This window comes from Corynebacterium heidelbergense (genome assembly GCF_028609845.1).
Classification (GTDB): Bacteria; Actinomycetota; Actinomycetes; order Mycobacteriales; family Mycobacteriaceae; genus Corynebacterium; species Corynebacterium heidelbergense.
In genome coordinates, this window is record NZ_CP063191.1 from 2,265,122 (window position 1) to 2,287,944 (window position 22,823).

At 65.5% G+C, this 22,823-nt stretch carries 22 protein-coding genes; 11 read left to right on the forward strand and 11 right to left on the reverse strand.

Going from position 1 to position 22,823, the window contains the following annotated elements:
• Nucleotides 1–87: 87 nt before the first annotated feature.
• Nucleotides 88–468 (reverse strand): thioredoxin, encoded by a 381-nt coding sequence (gene trxA, locus CHEID_RS10130; protein WP_112770272.1) that lies wholly within the window; start codon nt 466–468, stop codon nt 88–90.
• A 196-nt stretch (nt 469–664) separates the two neighbouring features.
• On the opposite strand from trxA, the gene CHEID_RS10135 reads away from it, so the two are divergent.
• Entirely contained in the window at nt 665–1,171 is a 507-nt protein-coding gene (locus CHEID_RS10135) for a hotdog fold domain-containing protein (protein ID WP_112769347.1), read from the forward strand.
• Here the strand turns inward: CHEID_RS10135 and CHEID_RS10140 are convergent.
• The 9 genes from CHEID_RS10140 to CHEID_RS10180 all read right to left on the reverse strand — a co-directional run bounded on the left by CHEID_RS10140 (nt 1,155) and on the right by CHEID_RS10180 (nt 9,907).
• Nucleotides 1,155–1,589 (reverse strand): Fluc/FEX family fluoride channel, encoded by a 435-nt coding sequence (locus CHEID_RS10140; RefSeq protein WP_112769348.1) that lies wholly within the window; start codon nt 1,587–1,589, stop codon nt 1,155–1,157. The genes CHEID_RS10135 and CHEID_RS10140 overlap by 17 nt on opposite strands.
• Nucleotides 1,586–2,083 (reverse strand): fluoride efflux transporter FluC, encoded by a 498-nt coding sequence (locus CHEID_RS10145; protein WP_112769349.1) that lies wholly within the window; start codon nt 2,081–2,083, stop codon nt 1,586–1,588. The genes CHEID_RS10140 and CHEID_RS10145 overlap by 4 nt, the downstream gene beginning before the upstream one ends.
• A 21-nt stretch (nt 2,084–2,104) precedes the next feature.
• On the reverse strand, nt 2,105–3,634 hold the full coding sequence (gene dnaB, locus CHEID_RS10150) for a replicative DNA helicase (RefSeq protein ID WP_112769350.1): 1,530 nt from the start codon (nt 3,632–3,634) through the stop codon (nt 2,105–2,107).
• Nucleotides 3,635–4,396: 762 nt separating this feature from the next.
• Nucleotides 4,397–4,849, reverse strand: a complete 453-nt coding sequence (gene rplI, locus CHEID_RS10155; RefSeq protein WP_112769351.1) for a 50S ribosomal protein L9 — start codon at nt 4,847–4,849, stop codon at nt 4,397–4,399.
• A 102-nt stretch (nt 4,850–4,951) separates the two neighbouring features.
• Nucleotides 4,952–5,560, reverse strand: a complete 609-nt coding sequence (locus CHEID_RS10160) for a single-stranded DNA-binding protein (RefSeq protein ID WP_112769352.1) — start codon at nt 5,558–5,560, stop codon at nt 4,952–4,954.
• A gap of 66 nt (nt 5,561–5,626) precedes the next feature.
• Nucleotides 5,627–5,911: a 30S ribosomal protein S6 gene (gene rpsF, locus CHEID_RS10165; RefSeq protein ID WP_112769366.1), complete on the reverse strand. Its 285-nt coding sequence runs from the start codon at nt 5,909–5,911 to the stop codon at nt 5,627–5,629.
• A 141-nt stretch (nt 5,912–6,052) separates the two neighbouring features.
• Nucleotides 6,053–6,232 carry a hypothetical protein gene (locus CHEID_RS10170; RefSeq protein ID WP_112769353.1) on the reverse strand — a complete coding sequence of 60 codons (180 nt, stop codon included), beginning with the start codon at nt 6,230–6,232 and terminating at the stop codon, nt 6,053–6,055.
• Nucleotides 6,229–7,827 (reverse strand): glycosyltransferase family 87 protein, encoded by a 1,599-nt coding sequence (locus tag CHEID_RS10175; protein WP_238599299.1) that lies wholly within the window; start codon nt 7,825–7,827, stop codon nt 6,229–6,231. The genes CHEID_RS10170 and CHEID_RS10175 overlap by 4 nt, the downstream gene beginning before the upstream one ends.
• Nucleotides 7,828–7,834: 7 nt before the next feature.
• Nucleotides 7,835–9,907: a transglycosylase domain-containing protein gene (locus CHEID_RS10180; RefSeq protein ID WP_112769368.1), complete on the reverse strand. Its 2,073-nt coding sequence runs from the start codon at nt 9,905–9,907 to the stop codon at nt 7,835–7,837.
• Nucleotides 9,908–10,361: 454 nt separating this feature from the next.
• Between CHEID_RS10180 and CHEID_RS10185 the strand changes: the two genes are divergently transcribed.
• The 4 genes from CHEID_RS10185 to CHEID_RS10200 all read left to right on the forward strand — a co-directional run bounded on the left by CHEID_RS10185 (nt 10,362) and on the right by CHEID_RS10200 (nt 13,593).
• Nucleotides 10,362–11,507: an inositol-3-phosphate synthase gene (locus tag CHEID_RS10185; protein ID WP_112769354.1), complete on the forward strand. Its 1,146-nt coding sequence runs from the start codon at nt 10,362–10,364 to the stop codon at nt 11,505–11,507.
• A gap of 61 nt (nt 11,508–11,568) precedes the next feature.
• The gene (locus CHEID_RS10190) at nt 11,569–12,024 is read left to right on the forward strand and encodes a MarR family winged helix-turn-helix transcriptional regulator (protein WP_112769355.1); all 456 of its coding nucleotides are present in this window, start codon (nt 11,569–11,571) and stop codon (nt 12,022–12,024) included.
• Nucleotides 12,025–12,176: 152 nt separating this feature from the next.
• On the forward strand, nt 12,177–13,064 hold the full coding sequence (locus tag CHEID_RS10195; RefSeq protein ID WP_238599300.1) for a universal stress protein: 888 nt from the start codon (nt 12,177–12,179) through the stop codon (nt 13,062–13,064).
• Between the two features lie 88 nt (nt 13,065–13,152).
• Nucleotides 13,153–13,593, forward strand: coding sequence for a hypothetical protein (locus CHEID_RS10200; protein WP_238597052.1), 441 nt, complete (start codon nt 13,153–13,155; stop codon nt 13,591–13,593).
• Between the two features lie 37 nt (nt 13,594–13,630).
• On the opposite strand, the gene leuS is transcribed toward CHEID_RS10200, so the two are convergent.
• A complete protein-coding gene (gene leuS, locus CHEID_RS10205; protein WP_112769356.1) occupies nt 13,631–16,597 on the reverse strand; it encodes a leucine--tRNA ligase in 2,967 nt (988 codons plus the stop codon).
• A gap of 41 nt (nt 16,598–16,638) precedes the next feature.
• Between leuS and CHEID_RS10210 the strand changes: the two genes are divergently transcribed.
• The 6 genes from CHEID_RS10210 to CHEID_RS10235 all read left to right on the forward strand — a co-directional run bounded on the left by CHEID_RS10210 (nt 16,639) and on the right by CHEID_RS10235 (nt 22,822).
• Nucleotides 16,639–17,217: an SdpI family protein gene (locus CHEID_RS10210; RefSeq protein ID WP_112769357.1), complete on the forward strand. Its 579-nt coding sequence runs from the start codon at nt 16,639–16,641 to the stop codon at nt 17,215–17,217.
• A gap of 45 nt (nt 17,218–17,262) precedes the next feature.
• A complete protein-coding gene (locus CHEID_RS10215; RefSeq protein ID WP_112769358.1) occupies nt 17,263–18,291 on the forward strand; it encodes a ribokinase in 1,029 nt (342 codons plus the stop codon).
• Between the two features lie 77 nt (nt 18,292–18,368).
• Nucleotides 18,369–19,430 (forward strand): nucleoside hydrolase, encoded by a 1,062-nt coding sequence (locus tag CHEID_RS10220; protein ID WP_273661140.1) that lies wholly within the window; start codon nt 18,369–18,371, stop codon nt 19,428–19,430.
• A 62-nt stretch (nt 19,431–19,492) separates the two neighbouring features.
• Entirely contained in the window at nt 19,493–20,503 is a 1,011-nt protein-coding gene (locus CHEID_RS10225) for a bile acid:sodium symporter family protein (protein WP_112769360.1), read from the forward strand.
• Between the two features lie 195 nt (nt 20,504–20,698).
• Nucleotides 20,699–21,688, forward strand: coding sequence for an ABC transporter permease (locus CHEID_RS10230; RefSeq protein ID WP_112769361.1), 990 nt, complete (start codon nt 20,699–20,701; stop codon nt 21,686–21,688).
• Between the two features lie 6 nt (nt 21,689–21,694).
• Nucleotides 21,695–22,822, forward strand: coding sequence for a taurine ABC transporter substrate-binding protein (locus CHEID_RS10235; RefSeq protein WP_112769362.1), 1,128 nt, complete (start codon nt 21,695–21,697; stop codon nt 22,820–22,822).
• Nucleotide 22,823: the final 1 nt, after the last annotated feature.

Here is a 22,823-nt window from a genome sequence, read left to right on the forward strand (position 1 = left end):
TTCTAGTCCATCCCCCTCATTCCCCCGGCCAGTTGCCTCTCCCCCTGTGGCTGCTGGCCGGTTTTCTTTTTGCTGGCCCTGTTCTTGCTAGCCCTGCTCTTCCTGGCCGGCTTGCTGCTCAGCGATCTGGGCGCGAACATCGTCCATGTTCAGTGCCTCCGCCTGCGCGATGAGATCCTCTAGCGCCTGCGGGGGCATGAGCCCGGCCTCCCTAGCCAGTAGCACCCCATCGCGGAACATCATCAGCGTGGGAATGGACTGCACCTGCAACGCCGCGGAAAGCTCCTGGTTGGCCTCCGTGTCGACCTTGCCGAAGGTGTAGTTCTCGTACTTCTCCGAGACCTGCTCGAAGATCGGGCCGAACCGCTTACACGGCCCGCACCATTCCGCCCAGAAATCCAGCAAGACAATGCCGTTCTGTTCCACGGTGCTCTTGAAGTTCTCGGACGTAATTTCCTTCGTTGCCACGGCGGGCCCTCCTGACCTAGTTCGCTTCACACACGTTCTCGCGTGCGTATCGGCCTTCAACACTAACCGGCTAGGGGGCTATTCCCGTGCGGCGGCGGGGTGCTGGGGGTGTTGGGCGGGCAGGTGGACCGTGGGGGGTAGGCAGGTGAGCAATTCGTCACCCGGTGCGTCTTGGGGTGCGCTAATTTGGTGTTTCATGGGTTCTCAATACGACGCCAACTACAACCCCTCCAACACTTATAAGCTGTGGCAGAAGTGGTCCAAGAAGCCCTTCGGTTCCCGCATCTTCTCCCTCGGCGCGAGCCTGTGGGCCCCTTACTTCGTGACGGTCCTCCCCCACGTGCACGAGATGCGTCCGGGCTACGCCAAGGTGCACGTGCCCAAGTGGTGGCTGGTGAACAACCACATCGGTACCTTCCATGCCATCGCCGCCTGCAATGCCGCGGAGATGGCCATGGGGATGCTGGCGGAGGCCTCTCTGCCCAGCACCCACCGGTGGCTGCCGATGGGCATGCGCACCCAGTACAAGGCCAAGACAAAGGGGGCTCTCACGGCAACGGCAACGGCCGAGCTCCCCGATTTCTCCACGATCACTCGGGAGAGCGGTGGACAGAAAGTGCCGGTGATCATCCATTTTGAGGACGCGGAGGGCAAGGAATCCGTCTACGCCGAAATCGATATCTGGGTTACCGCCAAAAAGTAAGGCCCATCCAGGCCCCGGCGGCGTAACACAGCACCGCCGCGAGAACCATAAGGAGCGTCCACCCCGCGCGCTCCCAGCGAGCCCGTCGGCGCGCGGAGGCGGATAGACCTGGGGGTAGCGGGCGGATGACCTCAACCATGGCGGTGGAGAACGTGGTGAAACCCCCGCACAACCCGGTGCCCACCAGGGCGGCGAGAAGCCCCACTGCCCCCGCTCCGCCATGCCCCACCTGTCCGGTGGAGATGGCGCCGCTTAACAGGCCCAGTACCCCCGCGCCCGCCGCGTTGATGATGCACAGGGAGGCCAAGGGCGCGATTCTCCGTTTGAGCCGACTGTCCACCAAGTAGCGGGCCACAGCTCCCGCCGCCCCACCCAGGCCGACTGCCAGGGCACTGAGAAGCCCGAACCACGTGTTCATTTCTTCTGCCCCCGTCCCCGCCCGTGGCCGGTGAGCGTCGCTTCACCCAGGCGCCAACCCGCCAATGCGCCCACCAGGCCAAGTGCCTGGCTCAGGGCGATATACCCGGCGGCACCCAGGGCTGCCCCCGCCAGGGCTACGGAATCCCCGGAGCTGCCAGGAATCCCAACAACCGCAGCCAGGGCGGAGTAGCTCGTGAGCCCACCCATAGCGCCCGTGCCGAACAGAGCGTAGTGCCGTTGGGTGATGCGGGATCGCGAGGCGGAGGCACCCGCCGCGAGCCACCCCAGCACCACAGCCCCGAGGACGTTGACCGCCAGCAGGCCGGGACGTCCCCACCCGGACCAGCCGGTGAGCGGTACCGCGCCATCAACAACGATCCAGCGCAGCAGGCTACCGGCCAGACCGCCGAGGGCCACCAGTGCGATTGCGGGGAGGGGTTGCCGGGAGTTCGCGCCCGCCACGGGCGAGAAAGCTTCTCGTCTGTCCTTCATTAGGCTCCGTTCCGTGTGCGCCTACATAGGCCCGGGCGCCACCGGGCCCGCGCGGTACTCACTGAACTTGGAGAACGCTAGCTGGTGGGCGACCACGATCGTGCCGATGGGGCCGCCGCGGTGCTTGGCCAGAATGATGTCCGCCTCGCCGGCGCGCTCGTGATCGAGGTTCTGGCTATCCGGGCGGTTGAGCAACATGACCATGTCCGCATCCTGTTCCAAGGAGCCGGACTCACGCAGGTCGGAGACACGCGGCAGGGCATCGTCTCCACGGGACTCCACCCCACGGTTGAGCTGGGAGATGGCCACCACGGGCACGTCCACCTCCTTGGCCAGAAGTTTGAGCTGGCGGGAAAACTCGGAGACCTCCTGTTGCCGCGATTCGACGCGCTTCCCGGAGGTCATGAGCTGCAAGTAGTCCACGACGATGAGGGAGAGATCATGCTGCTGCTTGAGCCTGCGGGCCTTGGCCCGGATCTCCATCATCGTCAGATTGGGGGAATCGTCGATGTAGATCGGCGCCGATTCGATCTCCCCCACCCGGAGGGTAAGCCGCTCCCAGTCGGCAGTCTCCAGCTTTCCGCCGCGCATCGCGGAGAGGCGGACATCTGATTCCGCCGCGAGGATGCGCATCATGATCTCCGACTTGCTCATCTCCAGGCTGAACAACACGCTGGCCTTGTTCTGCCGGATGGAGGCATGGCGCATGAAGTCCAAAGCCAGGGTGGACTTCCCCACACCCGGGCGAGCGGCCACGATGATCATCTGGCCGCCGTGCAGGCCATTGGTCATGTCGTCCAAATCCTTGAAACCGGTTTCGATGCCCCGGGCCCCGGCGGTACCCGATTCCAACTCGTCCAGCTCGTCCATCGTGGGATCGATGAGGCTGGCGAAGACCTCGTAGTCCTCCGTGGAGGCGTCGTTAGTTATCGCGAACATCTGCTGCTGAGCATCGTCGACAACGCTTTCCACCTCCGCGCCCTCGATCCCCGAATAGCCCAGTTGGACAATGCGGGTACCCGCCATGACCAGCTTGCGCAGGGTGGACTTTTCCTTCACGAGGTTCGCGTAGTAGCCCACGTTGGCGGAGGTGGGTGTGCGCGACATGATGTTGTGCAGATACGGGGCGCCCCCGATGGCCTCCAGGCGGCCATCGCGATCCAACCGCCCGGCCACGATGACCGGATCGATATCCTTGCCCTCCCCGTACAGGCGGGTGATCGTGTCGAAGACTGTCGCGTGGGCCGGGCGGTAGAAGTCCTCCGCCATGAGCACCTGCACCACTTCGGCGACGGCATCCTTACTCATGAGCATGCCCCCGAGCACGCCCTGCTCCGCCTCTATGTTCTGCGGCATCTCGCGCCCGAGGTCCCGGTAATCCGACCCATGTACCTGGCCCCCATCCCCGCTGGCGTGCCGGCCATAGGTGCCCCTCCCCCGCCCGGGTGCACCCGCACCGGCACCCCGGCGCGCGCCTGCGTCCACCGGATCAAAGGGTTCTTCCGGCGGGGGTACGTCGTCAAAGGAGATGGAAGGTTCCTCGGGGCTCATGGCCCCTCATCTTATAGTTCCGCCGGGACAGAGGAAGATCCGCTCTGGTGCGCTCTGCGGGGCCCCTCCCCTGCTCCGGTGGGCTTTCCCTACCCGGGCCCACCGGCGCTGGTTGGAGCGGTTATCCACAGGCACTTCCCTACCTTCTTGTGGATAACTTGTGGACAGTGTGTGCAGAAATCCTCTTTCCCCAGGTCACCCTGTGGAAAACAACCGCCGTCCCATGCCCCTGACCAGCGACGTTAGACATTTGCCCAGCTCAGCAGGCCTTCTTGCCGAGCCTGCGGAAAAACCGTTCCCGTGGATAACTTTCAACCCAGTGTGCACATTTACGCGGAAGTTCCGCCCACTACCCCCCGTATTTACCTCCGAGTAACTCCGGATTTGGCCCGAAAACCCGGTCACCAGCAAGTTTTCCACAACCCTCACCGCTGCCCCGAAGACGAGCCGCCAAAGCCGGCGCTCGAAAGCCGCCGCCCCCGAACGAAGAGAAGCGACCCCCGCCCGGAAGCCGCCGTTGGCGGTGCTTCCGAGAAGGGGCCGCTCCTCGTAGGCACCGACTCTCGTCGGCGCCGCGCTGTTGTCTATGTGTTGCTGCGTGGAGCACACGAAGGGTATCGAGCAAAGCCGTCGGAGTCCACGGGTAGTTCCCGTCTTGGATAGCGGTTGTCTAGGCCGCCGTCCGGGGAACCCCCGTCAAAACTGCGCCGATTCCTTGCCCACGGATCCCAGAACCCGTGCTCTCGTGGTTCGGTGAGCCTTCTACTCGGCCACTACCTCGATGCCAAGCTTCGCATCCACTTCCGGGTGCAGGGTGACCTCCAGGACGTAGCGTCCAGTGCTCTTGATGTGGTTCTTCGGCAGCTTGATGCTGTTGCGCTCGAGCTGACGGCCATTCGTGGCCTTTACCGCACTGAGCACGTCCCGTTCGGTTACGGAACCGAACAACCGGCCACCCTCCGCGCTGCGGACGGGGATCTTCACGTTGTCCAGGGCCTCGAGCTCGGCCTTGACTTCCTTGGCGTGATCCAGGTCGCGGATGGTCCGCGCTTCCTGGGCCCGCTTGATGGTCTCGATGTTCTTCTCGGCACCGCGCGTGGCGGCGATGGCGAACCCGCGGGGCAGCAGGTAGTTACGCCCGTAGCCAGCCTTGACTTCCACGATGTCTCCTGCGACACCGAGGTTATCAACGCTGGTGGTGAGGATCAGCTTCATGATCCAACCTTTCGTTGAGCTGGGGTTTGCAAACGGGGTGTGGTTACGAGCGCATTGTCAGCGGGTATGCATGGCGCACAGTAGCGTTAGGCTTCGAGCCAATCAGAACGGCGGTTCCTCGTCGCCGTCTCCGAAGCCGCTCTGCGGGGCGGAGTTCCAGGGGTCCTCCTCCGTAGAGGCGTTGCGCCCACTGAATCCTTGGTTTTGCTGGGGGCCGTTGTTGTTGCCCCCCATGCCATTCGAGCCTTGGCCACCGGCGTTGCCGCCGCCTCGTGGGCCGCCCTGTCCCCCTCCGCCGGACATGCCGCCGGAGTTGGATCCGTATCCGCCCTGGCTGCCGCCGCGCGGGGTCTTGGAGACCTGTGCGGTGGCGTATTTCAGGGAGGGGCCGACCTCATCGACCTCGACTTCGAACTGCGTACGCTTCTCGCCCTCGCGGGTTTCGTAGGAGCGCTGCCGCAGCTTGCCGGTGACAACGATGCGATCGCCCTTGTTTAGGGAGTTCGCGACGTTCTCGGCGGCCTGTCGCCACACGTTGCAGCTCAAGAACAGGGCTTCGGCGTCCACCCACTGCCCGGACTGCTGGTCGTACCGCCGCGGGGTGGAAGCAACGCGGAAGCTGGCCACGGCGGCACCGCTTTGGGTGTACCGCAGCTCGGGGTCCGCGACGAGGTTGCCTACCACTGTGATCGGGGTTTCGCCCTGTGCCATGTGCTCAAGCCTTCTTTACGTGTCGTGTGGAGACGTGTGTTGTGCTGAAAATGCGCTGGTAAGGGTCTAATCCTTGCGGAGCACCTTGGTGCGCAGGATCGAATCATTGATGTTGAGCACGCGGTCGAGCTCCTGCACGGTACCAGATTCGCAGTTAAGGTCCAGCACCACGTAGATGCCCTCTTCCTTCTTCGCGATGGGGTACTCCAGGCGACGCTTGCCCCAGATATCGACCTTTTCCACCGTACCGTTTTCCTTGCGGACAATGTTCAGAAACTTGTCCAGGGACGGGGCTACGGCGCGTTCATCCTGAGATGGGTCGAGAATGATCATGACCTCGTATTGACGCACGGACCTCATCACCTCCTATGGTCTGTTTTGTAGTGTTCGGCCATGTCCGTCGTACGTGGGCATGGCAGGAGGGTCGTTGCGTCAGCAACTTGCCCATGCTAGCTGACCCGGGGGTGGTTTTTAAAAACCCCGGGATCGTCCTTAGGCCGCCCAGAAGATCGCGATGGTCACCGGTACGAGGGTTAGGCAGAGTACTGCGGCGGTGAACAGGGACCACACTAGGGCGCGGGGTTTTCCGTAGGAGTACGTGATATAGGCCCCGGCGATGCAGCAGAAGCCCACGAACACGCTGGCCATGGTCACGAACATTGCGGTTGTCATACGCCCGGATCTCCCGTGGGGGTCGCTGTGGTGTGGGTCTGTTCGACGCCCCGGTCCGTGGCGTCCTGACCCTTATTATGGACGCCCATCCTGCCGGAACCTAGCGCCCCACCCCGACGGTCCCCGCCGCACCGGCGGCGCCCGTCTAACGGACCGGCCAGAGGATCGGCGCCGTCGTGGGCCGCACGGACCTCATCCCACCCGGAGCGGGTCTGCCGCAGAACCACCCCCGCCATCCACAGCAGCAGGCCGATGCGCAGGACGGTGACGGTGTCCACCAGATAATGCGGTGCCGCCTGCTTCGGCGGCAGGAACTGCCACATCCGCAGGTACCAATACACGGCTTCCACCGCAGCCCACCCGAACACCAGCCGCCAGCGCGGCAGGGCCAGGACCAGCAGGGGCAGCAGCCACAGCGAGTACTGGGGGCTCCACACCTTGTTCGTGACCAGGAAGGCCAACACCGACAGGAAGGCGACCTGCGCCAGCCGCGGTTGCTTCTCCGCGCCCAGGACCAGGTAGGCCAGAGCGGCCAGGCACGCCCCGAGTGACAACAACCCGATTGCGTTCAACACCGCCGGGGAGCCCTGCAGCACGTGCGTGCTCAGCCAGGAGCGGGGCCCGGCGATGTGCTCCGCCACGGCATAGAGGGTCGAACCCTCCAATCCGCGCGCCGAGTTCATTCGGAAGAACTCCGCCCATCCGGCGGGGGCCACGATCATGATCGGCACGTTCACCAGCAGCCAGGCTATGACGGCCGCCACCCCGAAGCGCACCAGCGCCCCATAGGCCCGGGCGCGCAGGCACAGCAGGACAATGGCCCCCGCGATGAACACCGGCCACAGCTTCAGGGCCACCCCCACCGCCAGCGCTACCCCCGCACCGGCCGGTTTATTGCGGGACCACAGCCACAATCCCGCCACCGCGGCGAGGACGCTGAGGGTATCGAAGTTGGTGAAGGCATGGACGATGACGAGTGGACTGGCTGCCATGAGCACGGCGTCCCACACCCGCCGCCCGGCGAGGAGGCCCGTCAACCCCACCGCGGCCATCCACGCGGCCGCGAGAAACACCGCACTGACGCCGAAGTACACGGCCACATCCGTCGCTCCCGGCAATCCCAGGGCCCGCCACCCGGCCCCAACGGGACGGGCCAGCACCGCCGCAAACCACTGAAACAGGCCCGTGACCACGGGGTATTCCATGTAGCGCGTCTGCCCCGCCTCTTGCCAGGAGTGGAGATAGGGGAAGGCGAGCTGGTCCAGGCCCCGGGCCGAAAAGAGGCTGACGGTATCCGAGTAGCACGCGCTGGTGAATTGTCGGTTGCCGGACCAGTCCACGCCCCCGGCCGCCACCGCGCCCCCACCCACGGGCGAGCGCAGGCACTGGGCTTTTTGCATCCAGCCCAAGCTCAGGAACGCCGCAGCGGTGAGGAGTAGAACCCGCAGTGGGGTCCCCCACTGCACTCGGCCCACCAGGGCGTGGTCCCCCATCGGGCCGCCGAGGAACCCGATGAACCCGCGGGCCAGCGGCTCAGTCTGCCCGGGCAGAATTCGGGTGCTATCGGACTCAACCGGCCCGTGCCTGCGGCCCACCGGAGTGCTAGCGGTTCAACAGATCGTTAATGACCTGGCCCAGGTTCGGCGGGGGCGGACCCGGTGCGGGAGCCGGGGCCGGTGGCGGTGGCGGTGGGGCCTGCTGCTGCACCGGCGCGGGTTGGGTTCCAGCGCCCGCACCCGTTCCACTGGTTCCGCCGGTCCCTGCGCCCGAGGTGCCACCTCCCCCGGCGGCAGTGCCGCCGGAGTAGCTGTTGTAACTGCGGGAGGAGGCACTGTTGGCACCGGCGGCTTCGTCGGTGAAGGACTCAACGTCCGCGTTCTGCAGCGCGGTGTCCATCGTCTTCTTCCAGATCGTGGCCGGGGTACCGGAGCCGTACATGATGCCGCCGTACTGATTTCGGATCGGTGCACCGTCCTTTGCACCCACCCACACGGCGGTGGCCAGCTGAGGGGTGGCGCCGATCATCCAGGCGTCCTTGTTCTCCCCGGTATCTCCCAATTGGGCGGTACCGGTCTTTGCGGCGGACGGGCGCCCGCCGGCCAAGGAGTTGCCATTGGAGTAGGCGGCGATGGGCCCCATGGCCTCAATCACGTTGCTCGCCACATCCGGTTTGACCACCTGTTCCCCCTTGGGATTGGTGTTGTCCAGCAGCACTTCTCCCTCGGAATTTTCGACCTTTTCGACGAAGTGAGGGCGGAAGTACTTGCCCTTGTTGGCTAGAGTGGCCAGGGCGGATGCCATGTCCAGGGGACGGGTGGGGTACATACCCAGCGCAATTCCCTCGAAGGGAGGCCCGCCGTTTTCGCTGAGGGTCTTGCCCAATCCCGGTATCTCGGTGGCAACGCCTAGTCGGTGCGCCATATCCGCAACGTCCTGGGGCCCGCCTTGCAGAGCCTTTTCCACGCGAATGTAGGACGTGTTCAGTGAGCGCTTGAGGGCCTCCGCGGCACTGCAGCGGCCACAGCCTGCCCCATCGACGTTGGTAACGGTCGCGTCTCCGGTCTCGACTGGTGACGAATCGAAGGTGTCATAGATGCTGCCGCCCTGGTCCAAGTACGCGGCGAGCGTGAAGATCTTGAACGTGGAGCCGGTTTGAAGCCCGGCATTCGCGTGGTCCCAGCCCACGGGATCATCACCGCCGTAATAGGCGCGAATGCCGCCGCTCTTCGGATCCACAGAGACTACTGCGCCGAGGAGATCCTGCTGAAGCGAGGCGAACTGCTGGTGCACTTCGTCCACGGCGGCGTTTTGGGCCACCGGGTCGATGGTTGTCGTGATCTTGAGGCCGCCCGTGTTGACCTGGTCCTCGTTGATGCCAGCCGCCGTCAGTTCGTCGATGACGCGCTGCTTGATCAAGCCGTTGGTGCCCTCCGCCACGCTGGTCTGCTGGGCAAGGGCGGGGTCCTGGACCTGCGGGTATACGGCAGCGGCCCGCTGGCCCTGGTTCAAAGCACCAATGGTGACCATGCCGTCCATGACGTAGTTCCAGCGCGCCTCGGCCTCGGGGCGGTTCGTCCAGGGATCGAGGCGGGAGGGAGCCTGGATGGAGGCGGCGAGAATGGCACCCTCTTCCGGCGTGAGGTCCTTGACGTCTTTATTGAAGTAGGCCTTGGAGGCAGCACCGATGCCGTAGGCATTACGACCAAAATAAATGGTGTTCAGATAAGCCTGGAGGATTTGATCCTTGTTCCAATCCCGGGCCATCTTCGCGGAGATGACTAACTCCTTGGCCTTGCGGACAAGGCTGAAGTCATCGCCGACCAGTGCGTTCTTCACATATTGCTGGGTGATGGTGGAACCACCACCGGCCCCGGACTTGCCGAAGATTTGTCCCAGGGCAGCGCGCCCAAAGCCCGTGATGGAGAAGCCGGGGTTGTCGTAGAAGTTGCGATCCTCTGCAGCAAGTACCGCGTCGCGGACGGGCTTGGGGATTTCCTCGATCTTGACGTTCTGGCGATTGCCCTCCGGGGGGACGATGCGGGCTAGCTCCGTCTGATTGTCGGACGCCATAATGTAGGAAATCTGGTTGTTGACCAGCTCCTCCGGCTCCGGCACGCGAGTGACTGCATAGGCCGCGAAGAATGCCACGATCGGAACGATGATCATGACAGCCATCACGGCGGCGACAACCTTCAGCGCCTTCTTCCAGAAGCTGGCGCTGCTCAATTCGTTCTTTTTGCGACGGCGGGCCGTGATGTTGCCCTGGGTTGCGACGCGCCGGTCGCCCCGGGCCCTGCTGCGGGCCCGGTGGCCATTCTTTCGCGACGGCGGCTGCTTATCAGTGCTCAACGAGACTCGTCTCCAAATCGACGGCGGGTGGTGCAAAGAGCTGCGGCGCCTGGCGCGTCGAGACCACGCGAGACCCCGCACCGGTGGATCTCCTATACATTACGCATAAGCGCGAACCTTCACCTATTCCCCTGGTATCAATTTCTCCAGCTAACGCGGGGGAGGCAGCTCGGCGTCTGCGAGGCCCCCGGGGACTGAATCGGTACAAGACCCAGCTTGATCGGTTCACCTGCCGTGCCTGGGCCGGTCGGAGTGCCCTCCTGCACTAATTTAAGGCGCTATGACATCTTCTGCACACAATCCCTCCCCGGCGTCCCCCAGTGCCGAGAACTCCAGCTCTGCGGGTTCGGTGAACATTGCCATCGTCGGGCTCGGCAACTGCGCCACCTCCCTGATCCAGGGGCTGCAATTCTACCGGGATGCCGCTGCCAACGAGGACATCCCGGGCCTAATGCACACCGTCTTCGGCCCGTACCACGTAGGCGACGTCCGCGTCGTCGCCGGGTTTGACGTAGACGCCGACAAGGTAGGCCTGGATATTTCCGAGGCGATCGTCTCCGGCCAGAACCAGACCATCAAAATCGCCGATGTGCCCCACCTGGGCGTTCCCGTCCAGCGGGGCCACACGCTGGACGGCCTCGGCCGCTACTACCGCGAAACCATTACGGAGTCCGATGCCGAGCCGGTGGACGTCGTCGCCGCCCTCAAGGAGGCCAAGGCCGACGTTGTGGTCAGCTACCTGCCCGTGGGATCCGAGGAGGCCGACCGCTTCTACGCCCAGTGCGCCATCGACGCCGGCTGTGCCTTCGTCAACGCACTGCCCGTGTTCATCGCCTCCGACCCCGAATGGGCCGAGAAGTTCCGCGCTGCGGGCCTGCCCATCATTGGCGATGACATCAAGAGCCAGGTGGGTGCCACGATTACCCACCGCGTGCTCGCCCGCCTCTTCGAGGAGCGCGGCGTTCGTCTGGAGCGCACCATGCAGCTCAACGTCGGTGGGAACATGGACTTCAAAAACATGCTGGAGCGCGAGCGTCTCGAGTCGAAGAAGATCTCCAAAACCCAGTCGGTGACCTCTAACCTCAAAAAGGGCCCATTGGCCGGCAAGGTGGACGACCGCAATGTCCACATCGGCCCCTCTGACTACGTCGGGTGGCTGGACGACCGCAAGTGGGCCTATGTTCGTCTAGAGGGCTCCGCCTTCGGGGAGGTCCCGCTGAACCTGGAGTACAAGCTCGAAGTGTGGGACTCTCCGAACTCCGCGGGCATCATCATCGATGCCGTTCGTGCCGCGAAGATCGCGTTGGACCGCGGAATAGCCGGACCAGTGGATGCGGCTAGCAGCTACCTCATGAAGTCCCCGCCGGTGCAGTTGCCGGACGATGTAGCCCGAACCCAACTTGAGGAATTCATCACAGGAGCGTAACGCAACCCCAGTTAGCTTTCGGTTGCTTAGTCAGCCGGAAGTGTCGGGTAAGTTATTTTCTATGGCCCAGACACCGCTCGAAATTGCGAAGCAGCTTCGCCCCGGTCTCACCCGGTTGTTTTTGCTGTACTTCCGCAAATCCATGAACTCGCACATCAGCACTGCGCAGATGTCGATCATGATGATTCTGGCTGAACACGGCCCCCTTCGGATCAGCCAGATCGCCGCGATGGAAGCGATCCGGATGCCCACCGCCTCCAACGCTGTGAACCAGTTGGAGTCCATGAACATCGTCACCCGTGTGCGGGATGTCAGCGACCGCCGGGGGGTGCGGGTCGAGCTGACGGAAAAGGGCCGCGCCGATCTGAATCAGATGAGTGAAGACCGTTCCCAGCAACTGGCCAGCATGGTAGCCGGTCTTTCTGCTGAAGAACTCGCCCAGGTAGAAGAGCTAATACCCGTGATCAACCTTATCCTCGAGCGCTACTCCGAGGTGGCCGAGGAAGAGATCCGGTAGGGGTCCCCGGTCGTATGGCCTCGTCATCCACCGCCCCCACCCCTCCGGACACCTCTGGGCCGCAGATCATGCCAGCAGTTCCCATCAACTCCGACTCCTCGCCCGCATCCACCGAGCAGCGGAAGAAGAAGGATGGGCCACTGCGCATCCTCATGACGTGGAGCCCAGATAGCTCTGGCGATGAGACTGCCCAGTTCGCCGCCTGGCTGGCCCGTACCCAGCCGGTGGAAATCCGCACTGCCACAGTGATCTCCCGAGCCTGGTCGAACCAGCCCAACGCCCAGCAGCGCAAAGAATACAACAAGTGGCTCCAGCTGGAATCGGAGGCCAACGCCCGCGCGGCTCAGTCCGCGCTTCTCGCGGCTGGGGTTCCCCGCCGCATGCTCGACGCGGAGCTGCCCTCCGCCATCATGGTGGACCACTCGGAGACTACGGCGCTCATCACCGCCGCCCAGGACTTTCACGCGGACGTCGTGCTCATCGGCTCCCACCCCGCTGCCCCCCGCGGGCGCTTCCGGATCGGTTCTACGGCAGATGCCCTATTGCACTGCGCTCCCCTGCCACTGGGCCTAGCGCCCCGCGCCCCCAAACTTTCGAAGCGTGGGGTCACCAGGGTCAACTGCGCTTATGTGGACACGGAACAATCCCACCAGGCGCTGCGTAAAGCGGCGGATCTCGCGGCCCGCTGGGGCGTGCCCCTGCGCCTGGTGGCCTTCTCCCCTCGGGGGGCCACGATGCACCCCACCGCCGTGCCCTTCAACGACACTTCCATGATGGTCGAGTGGCGCGAACAGGCCCTGGCTCTATTGGACCGGGGCCGGGATCGGGCCCTCGCCCGGCACGGGAATCTTAGCGTCGAGACCGAGACAGGCAGCGGTTACGCCTGGTCCGGGGCGCTCAGCGCGCTGAAGTGGAAGAAGGGCGATCTCCTCGTCCTGGGGTCCTCGGTGCTGGGTGACTTTAACCGCGTGTTCATCGGACCCTCCACCAACCAGATTTTGCGATACGCGCCGGTGCCGGTCCTCGTCAGTCCCGTGTAGTCCGCAGCCCGTTCCGCGTAGTCCGCAGCCCGTCCCCGTGTAGTCTGCGACCTGTCCCGTGCCGGAAACGGGGTTTATGCTGGGGTGCATGAAGGATCTGCCAGGCAAGAAGGACCTGCCGCCCAGCGATCGGCCCGGTCCCCCTAGCCAGTTGGATTACGAAGCCGATCCGCTGCTACGCCTGGAGCACAACGAGCGCTCCACGCGGCAGGCCATCCGGTACTTCATCGCCGTTCCCGTGGTCACTCTGCTAACAGCGCTGGTGATCGCCCTGATCTCCCGAGGTCTGGGCGGGCCCTATTGCGACGATGGGGTGGGCTGGCTGTGCAGCAGATCCGCACAAATTTGGTTCGCGGTGCTGCCCGGCCTCATCTCCATCGGCGGGTTTTTCGGGGCGGCCTGGATCTGCTACCTCAAGTGGAAAAACCATACCCGCTGGCGCCCGTGGATCGGCGTGGTGTGGTTCCTTATGCCGTTTATGCTCATGTGGGTGACCTCCACCGGAGCCTTGCTGCTCCTGGGGCACTAAAAGAAGCCCACTCCCCCCTGGGGGTGGCACGCAGCCCCTACTTGGCAACGATGTTGACCATCTTCCCGGGCACCACGATAATCTTCACGATCTGCTTGCCCTCAATGTGCGGGCGCACCTTCTCCTCCGCCAGCGCGGCGGCCTCCAAGTCCTCCTTGGGGGCATCCGGGGCCACGTGAATTCGGCCGCGTACCTTGCCCATGACCTGCACCGGGATCTCGATGGTGCTGTCCACCAGCCACTTCTCCTCGAAGCTGGGGAAGGGCTCGTAGGCCAGGGTGCCCTCGTGCCCCAGGCGCTGCCACATCTCCTCGGCGATGTGCGGTGCCACGGGCGCGAGCATGAGCACCAGCGGTTCCACCGTGGCCCGGGGAGCCCCGTCCGCCTTGGCATACGTCTTGGTGAGGTAATTGACGTACTCGATGAGCTTGGCCACGGCGGTGTTGTCCCGCAGCTCCGAATAGTCCTCGAGTACCCCGGCGATCGTGCGATGCATCATCCGCAGGTCATCGTCGGTCGCGGCCGCCTCCGTGACCGCCGGGCTCCCCATGGTTTCGTCCACGGCCAGGCGCCACGCGCGCTGCAGGAAGCGCTGGGAACCAACCACGTCCTTCGTGGCCCACGGCCGGGAGGTGTCCAGCGGACCCATGGCCATCTCGTAGACGCGGACGGTATCCGCCCCGAACTCGTCACACATCTCATCCGGGGAGACGGCGTTCTTCAGGGACTTGCCCATCTTGCCGTATTCCTGGGTGACCTCCTGGCCGTCGTAGAAGAAGCGGCCATCCTTCTCCTCCACCTGCTCCGCAGGAACATAGACCCCCCGGGCATCCGTGTAGGCGTAGGCCTGAATGTACCCCTGGTTGTACAGGCGGTAGTAGGGCTCGAAGCTACTCACATGCCCCAGGTCGAACAGGACCTTGTGCCAGAAGCGGCTGTACAGCAGGTGCAGCACCGCGTGCTCCACCCCGCCGACGTACAGGTCCACGCCGCCGGAGGGCCGCCCCTTCCGGGGGCCCACCCAGTAGCGCTCGTTGTCCGGGTCCACGAACTTCTCCTCGTTCGTGGGGTCCATGTAGCGCAACTGGTACCAGCTCGATCCGGCCCACTGCGGCATAACGTTGGTGTCCCGGTAGTAGGTCTGCTCCCCCCGGCCGTCGCCGAGGTCTAGCTGGACCTCCACCCACTCCCGGGCTTTGGCCAGCGGCGGCTGCGGCTCGGTATCCCGGTCCTGCGGGTCGAAACTCACCGGGCGGTAGTCCTCCACCTCCGGCAGCACGACCGGTAGCTGGTCCTCGGGGAGCGGATGGACCACGCCATCGGCGTCGTAGACGATGGGGAAGGGCTCCCCCCAGTAGCGCTGGCGGGCGAACAGCCAATCCCGCAGCTTGTACTGGATCGTCCCGCGGCCGCTGCCCTGCTGCTCCAGCCAGGCGATAGCCGCAGCCTTGGCGTCCGCCAGGCCCAGGCCGTTGAGGTCCAGGCCGCTATCATTGGAGCTGTTGATGGCCACCCCCGGTGCGGTGAGGGCCTCGGTCAGCTCACCGTCCTCACCGCCAGCGATCGCCACCACCTGTCGCAGCGGCAACTGCATCACTTTGGCGAACTCGAAGTCCCGCTCGTCGTGCGCGGGCACGGCCATGATGGCACCCGTGCCGTATCCGGTGAGCACATAGTCCGCGATGAACACCGGCACGTTCTGTCCACTGACCGGATTCGCGGCGGATACCCCCAGGTAAACGCCAGTTTTCTCCTTGCTTTCCTGGCGCTCCAAGTCGCTCTTGGCGGAGATGGCCTCCCGGTAGGCGGCCACGGCCTCCGCCGGGTTCCGGTGCCCCCCGGTCCACTGGCTGGGGGTATCCGCCGCGTAGGCCTCCCCCCCGGCCGCGGCCAGGATCTCATCTACCAGCTCGTGTTCCGGCGCCAACACCAAATACGTCGCGCCAAACAGCGTGTCCGGGCGCGTGGTGAACACGTCGATGCCGCGCTGGGTGGGGGTGGCGTCCTGACCCAAAGAAGAAGAGGGACCACCGGATTGCGCACCGCCGCCGAGCACCGGGAGGGGGAAGCGCACCTCGGCGCCCCGGGACCGGCCGATCCAGTTGCGCTGCATGGACTTAACCTTCTCCGGCCAATCCAAGTACTCCAGGTCATCGATGAGCCGATCGGAGTAGGCGGTGATGCGCATCATCCACTGCTGCAGATTTTTGCGGAACACGGGGAAGTTCCCGCGATCGGAGCGCCCGTCGGCCGTGACCTCCTCGTTGGCCAGCACGGTTCCCAGGCCCGGGCACCAATTGACGGTGGAGTTACTGCGGTACACCAGCCGGTAGCTATCCAGAATTTCCTGTCGCTCGGCGGGGGAGAGGTCCGCCCAATCCTCCCGCTCGCGGGACAGCTTGTCCTCCAGCTCCGCGATGGGTCGGGCGCGGCCCGTGGATCCGGCGGCGTTGGGGGCCTCCGGGTCGAACCAGGAGTTGTATATCTGCAGGAAGATCCACTGCGTCCACCGGTAGTAGTCCTCGTCCGTCGTGGCGATGGCGCGCCGCTTGTCGTGGCCGAAGCCGAAACGGCCGAGTTGGCGCTCCATGTTCTCGATGTTGGCCATCGTGGTAGTGCGGGGGTGGGTGCCGGTTTGCACGGCATATTGCTCCGCAGGTAGGCCGAAGGCGTCGTAGCCGAGGGTGTGCAGCACGTTGGCCCCGCGCATCCGGTGGAAGCGGGCGAAGACGTCCGTGGCGATGTAGCCGAGGGGGTGGCCCACGTGGATACCCACGCCGGAGGGGTAGGGGAACATGTCCTGCACGAACATCCGCTCGCCGGGAACGTCGGCGGCCGAGGCCCCCTCCCGGGCGAGGAGTCCCACGGGGTTGGGGGCGTTGAAGGTCCCCTGTTGCGTCCAGTATTCCTGCCATTTCCGCTCGATTTCAGCGGCGAGCTCCGGGGTGTAGCGGTGCGGCGTGGCGGAGTCAGTGCTGGTACTGAGCGAACCGGGGTTAGTCATGGTTGGTCATTGTAATAGACCCAGTAATAGACTTATTTGCCATGACTGTGCTGCCCGCTGCCTTCGGCTGGATCCTCGCTAGTGTCGCCTTCCTGGTGGGTGCTGCGCTGCTGGTGATGGGGCTGTTGGGGGCGACGGGTCGGCTGCCGGGTAACTCCGTGTTCGGGCTGCGGATCCCGGAGGTGCGCAAGTCCAAGGAGAATTGGCAGCTTGCCCATAAGATCGCGGCGCCCTCCTGGATCGGGGCGGGATGCGCTTGGGTGGCGGCCGGGGCCCTGGTGCTGCGCGGCGGGGGATGGTTGCTGCTGCTCGCCGCGGCGCTGGCGCTGGTGGGGTTGTTCCTCATGGGCATGGGTGCAGGCTTGGCCGCGAGCACCATGGCCCGGCGCGAGCAGGTGGCCGCCGAGCAGGCCGGGGACGGTTGCGGCGGGGCCGGGGGAGGTTGTTGTTCGACGCCACCAGCCCCCTCGCCGGCCGCGTGCGCCAGCGGGGAGGCCTGCGGGTCCTGCGGGTTGAACGGGGCCTGCGAAAGCGCGGGCCACGGTGGTGTCCCGGCGCCGGACGTGGACCTCTCCGCCGCGCGCCGGGCTGCCGCCGAGCAGGACCAGCAGCGGGCCTAGCAGCTGGACCTGCCCCGGGGAGGGTGTGCTCTAGGCTTAGGGGCCATGAGGGACTACGTGCCAGGCGGCCTACCGCAAACCGGGGTGATTATTTGCGGAAGCACCAACGTGGATACGTTCGTGCACGTCGCCGATTTTCCTAGGCCGGGGGAGACCGTACTGGCCACGCCGGGGGTTCAGGGTCTGGGCGGGAAGGGGGCGAATCAGGCGGTTGCCTGTGCCCAGTTCGGCGTTCCCGCCGTGTTCATCTCTGCGGTGGGTCGGGACGCCCTGGGCACCCTTGCGCTGGACGAACTGTCCCGGCGGGGCGTGGACACTTCTCTGGTGCGGCGCGACCCGCAGGCTCCGACGGGGCAGGCGTTCATCATGACGGACCCGGGCGGGGAGAACATCATTGTGGTGACCTCCGGGGCGAATTTCGGCGTGAGCCCGGCGCGGATGGCGGCCGAACTTGCTCGGCAGGGGAATTCCGAAACCGCGCTGGATTCGGTCGAAGACGGTGGAAGAGGCGGTGGGGGAGAGGGCGGGGAGCTGATTCTCCTGGCCCAGGGGGAGCTGAGACCCGAGCACACCGAGGAGTTGCCGCTCCTAGCCCGGTGCCTGGGTGCGCGCCTTGTGCTCAACCTGGCTCCCGTGAGCACGCGAAGCCCGGAATTGCTTGCAGCGGCGGACCTGCTGATCCTCAACGAGGTAGAGGCCGCCGACCTGCTGGGAATGCAGCCCCCGGCAGCCGAGGATCTCGAGCCGCTGCTCCTGGCGCTCCGGGAACGCCGCTGGCGGGCGGTCGTGACGCTCGGGGCCCGCGGAGCCGCCATCGTGGACGGCGAGCACATCACCCACGTGCCCGCCGTGAAGGTCCCCACCGTGGTGGACACCACCGGTGCTGGGGACGCCTTTGCCGGGACCCTCGCGGCGGCGCTCGCGGAGGGCTCGGACCTGCAAACCGCCAGCCGCTTCGCCGTCGCCGCCGGTTCCCTGGCCACCCAACGCCCGGGGGCGGCGAGCTCCTATGCCAGCGGCGCTGTCGTGAGATCCACTGCACACTCGAGCGGAAGCGTTGAACGGCGGCGCTAGGTCACGAAAGGTGGCGTCCTCCCACCCCCTTAACAACCGCACCCACGATCACGCACCAAAGCACACAAGGAACGAGTATGGAGAAGCACAAGATCATCCTGGACTGCGATCCGGGGCACGACGATGCCGTGGCGATGCTGCTGGCCTGGGGAAATCCCGGAATCGAGCTGCTGGGCGTCACCACCGTCGCCGGGAATCAGACCCTGGAGAAGGTCACCCACAACGCCCGCGCCGTGGCCCGGGTGGGCAACATGCGGGGCATCCCCATCGCCGCCGGAGCCCACCGCCCCCTGATTGGACCCCAGGTTATTCCCGCCGAAATCCACGGCGATAGCGGAATGGACGGGCCGCAACTGCCCCAGCCGGATCCCACCGACCAGCGCCTGGACCCCCGCCACGCCGTCACCCTCATGGCGGACCTCGTGCTCGCCGAGGAGCCGAACACCGTCACCATCGTGGCCACCGGGGCCCAAACCAACCTGGCCCTGTTCGCCCGGATGTACCCCGAGCTGGTGGAACGCGTCCGGGGGATCACCTTCATGGGCGGCGGACACCACACCGGGAACATGACCCCCGCCGCAGAGTTCAACATCCTCGCCGACCCGGAGGCCGCCGCCGTTGTCCTGGAGGAACGCTGGCCGGTGACGATGGTGGGGTTAGACGTCACCCACAAAGTGCTGGCAGTGCCCGAGCGCATGGCCCAACTGCACGCCGTGGGCACCGATGTGGCCACCTTTATCGCCGAGCTAGTGGAGTTCTTCGGCGCGGCCTATCGACGCGAACGGCGCTACCCGGGCCCGCCGCTGCACGATCCCCTCGCCGTCGCCGCGATCGCGGATCCGGGAGTGCTGCGCACCATCGCGGCCCCCATCGCCGTGGAAACCACCGGGCGGCACACGCGCGGACAGACCGTCGTGGACCTGCGCAACACGTGGGGAGCCCAGGCTGGGGGCGCGGACCCCTCGGCACTTGGGCTGGCGGATTCCACCGGCCAGCCGGGGGAGGACACGCCGGGCTACGGGACAGGTGGCGCGCACCACCGCGTCGCCGTGGACGTGGACACCGATCGCTTCTTCCACCTGCTCACCCATGCCCTTGGGCGCATCGGGAACACCAACTTCCGCGAGCCCAGGCCCTAGACCCCCCTTGGGCGGCCCCGCCGCCGCCCATCCATGACCGGAAAGACCCCCGCACCATCCCCATGACCACCGCACTCCGCTCCGCCTATCACCGCATCCTCAACTACCGCCCGGACCTGCTGATCATGCTCATCGCAGCCGGTGTGGTGCTCGCGCTGCTCTTCCCCGTCAGCGGGCACGCAGCTCAGTTCGCCGGATGGGTCACGAAGGCGGCCGTGGCCCTATTGTTCTTCCTCTACGGGGCCCGGCTGAGCCCGCGCGAGGCCCTGCAGGGCCTCGCGCATTGGCGGTTACATCTGCTGATCTTCGCCTTCACCTTCCTCGTCTTCCCTCTGCTGGGCCTCGCGCTCATGCCCCTCAAGGCAATTACGGGGGAGGGCCTCTACCTGGGGATCCTGTTCACCACTTTGGTGCCGAGCACCGTGCAGTCCTCCGTGGCCTTCACCTCCATTGCCCGCGGGAACGTGGCGGCCTCCATCGTGGCCGCCAGCGCCTCCAGCCTGCTCGGGGTGGTCCTCACGCCGCTGCTCGTCCTGGCGCTGATGTCCACCGGGGAGGGGTTGCATATCGATGGGCACACCTTTATCGACATTGGCCTGCAATTACTGCTGCCCTTTGCGCTGGGTCAGGTGGCGCGCGCGGTGCCTGGCGTCGTCGCCTTCGCATCCTCCCCCGTGACCAAAAACGTGGACAAGATCTCCATCGGCCTCGTGGTGTACGTCTCCTTTTCCGAAGGGGTTGTGGAGGGGGTATGGCACCAGGTGAGCTGGGTCATGCTTTTCGCCCTCATTCTCGGATCCATCGCGGTGGTATATGCAATGTTGTGGCTCACTTCATTCACCGCCACAAAGCTGGGCTTCGGCTACCGAGACCAGGTCGCAATCCAATTCGCCGGCACCAAGAAATCCCTGGCCGCGGGCCTGCCCATGGCAGCAGTGATGTTCGGTGGGGGCAACCTCGGCCTGCTCATCCTCCCCCTTATGATTTTCCACCAGGTACAGCTAGTCATCTGTTCCATGCGGGCCAGCAAATACGCCCGCGATCTAGACGAGAACAAAAACCACGCCGAATAAAAGGGGCAGCAGGGCGCCCCAAAGGCCCGGTCGAATGTCTATCATTAGAGCTTTATCGGTGACATCTGCCGTCCGCCGACCTTCGGCCGTTCCCCAAGACCGGGGAATAATCGAGGGCACTGCGGGGAATTCCCCGGTCACCGTCCGGGTTATTCCCTGTTGAACCATAGTCCCCAACGCGAAAACACCACCACTATGCCTGCAGTCCCGTCACAGCAGAACACCGGCACCGGCGACAGCGCCCCAGGGCGTGCAGCCTCCGGGCCCGGAGGCGCGGAAACCGGAGCACCAGAGGCCGGCTCCGCCGCCAAACCCCACAGACCCGGAGGCCAAGAAAAGCCGGGGCGGTCGCGGCAGCCCGCCCTGAAGCGCCCGCGCCACCGGCTGTCCCAGTTCCGGCTCGGCCACCTCCTGCTTTTCCTCGCCCTGCTGGCGGCCTGGTGGATCGTCACCGCCACCGGCCTGGTCAAACCTCTGTTCCTGCCCTCCCCGGGCGCGGTGTGGCATTCCTTCGTGCAATCCAACACCTGCCGCCCCGTCGCCGAGGGGCAGACGGCGGAGATCTGCGGCGAGCAGAACTACTTCCTCTGGCAGCACTTGCTGGCCAGCCTGGAGCGCATCGCCGTCGGTGTGGGCGTGGGGTTCCTTGCCGGCACGGCCCTGGGGTTCCTCATGGGCACCATCGGCTGGCTCGGCAAGCTCCTGGACCCCTACCTGAACTTTCTGCGCTCCCTGCCGCCGCTGGGCTACATCGGCCTGCTGATTGTGTGGTTCGGCATCGGGGATGTGTCCAAGGTGTGGCTGCTGTTCCTCGCCGCCTTCCCCCCGATCGCGATGTCCACCCTCGTCGGCGTGCGCGGGGTGCAGAAGGACCGCATCCTCGCCGCCCGCTCCCTGGGGGCCTCCCGGGCCCAGGTGCTCACCCGGGTTATCCTGCCCTCCGCGCTGCCGAGCATCCTCAACGGGCTGCGCGTGGCCACTGGTTTTGCGTGGACCACCGTCGTAGCCGCCGAGCTCAACAACGGCATCCCCGGCATCGGCGCGCTGGCCTACATCTCCGGTACGCAGTTGAATACCCCCCTCACCATCTGCTGCATAATCATCATTGGTATCGCCGCCGTGCTGCTGGACATGGGCCTCAAACGCCTGTCCACCGCGCTCGTGCCGTGGCAGGGAAAGGCCTAAACCACCATGAACAAGCACCACAACGCGACTCCCTCCACCGATTCGCCTCGCCGCCACCGCTCCCTCTGGCGGACCGCCGCCGCGGTGGGGGCCGCTGCCCTGAGCCTGAGCCTCGCCGCGTGCGTGGGGCCGCCAGCCAGCCACTGGGCCAAGCAGGCACAACAGGAGTGCCCGTGGCAGCCCGACAGCTCCATCCGCACCACCGCGACCATCGCCTACCAGGGGATTCCCAATGGGGATCTCATCGTTAAGGACCGGCGGATCCTGGAGACCTGCATGCCCAACGCCAAGGTGGAGTGGAAGCGCTTCGATGCCGGCGCCGACGTCCTGCAAGGCTTCGGCTCCGGATCGCTCGACCTGGGGCTGCTGGGTAGCTCCCTGGTGGCGCGCGGGGCCAGCGAGCCATTGGAGCTGGACCTTGTGGTCCCGTGGGCCTTCGATGTTATTGGGGACGCCGAGGCCCTGGTCGTGAAGGACACGAACGCCAAGCAGATCACCGATCTGCGGGGCAAGACCATTGCCGCGTCCTTCGGGTCCACCTCCCACTTCAGCCTGCTCAACGCCCTCAAGGGGGCCGGGATGGACGCGAACCGGGACGTGAAGCTCATCAACCTGGCCCCGGACAAGATGCTCTCCGGGTGGCAGTCCAACCAAATCGACGCCGCCTGGGTGTGGGACCCCACGCTGAGCCAGTTGGCTAAGGACGGGCACATTATCACCAGCTCCAAGGCCACGGCCGAGGCCGGAGCGCCCACCTACGACATGGCCGCAGGTACCCGGCAGTTCGTGGAGGGCAATACCCAATTCATGGAGCAGTGGGCCCGCGCCCAGAACTACGCGGCAGAAGAGATCGCCAAGGACCCGAAGGCGGCTGCAGCATCCATCGCGGTGGAACTCGGCGCCAGCGGCGCGGATGTGGAAAAGCAGCTCCGCGGATACGAGTACCCCACCGCCGCCAAGCAGGCCTCCCCGGCGATCCTGGGCGGCAAGGCGGGGGAGACCCTGACGAGTACGGCCGATTTCCTCAAGCAAAACAACCTCATCGATGCCCCGGCGGGCGAAGCGACGTTCCGCCGCGTCCTTGCCCCCCAGCCCGCCGCGGCCGCCTCGGCTCCGGCGGCCAACCAGAAGTAAA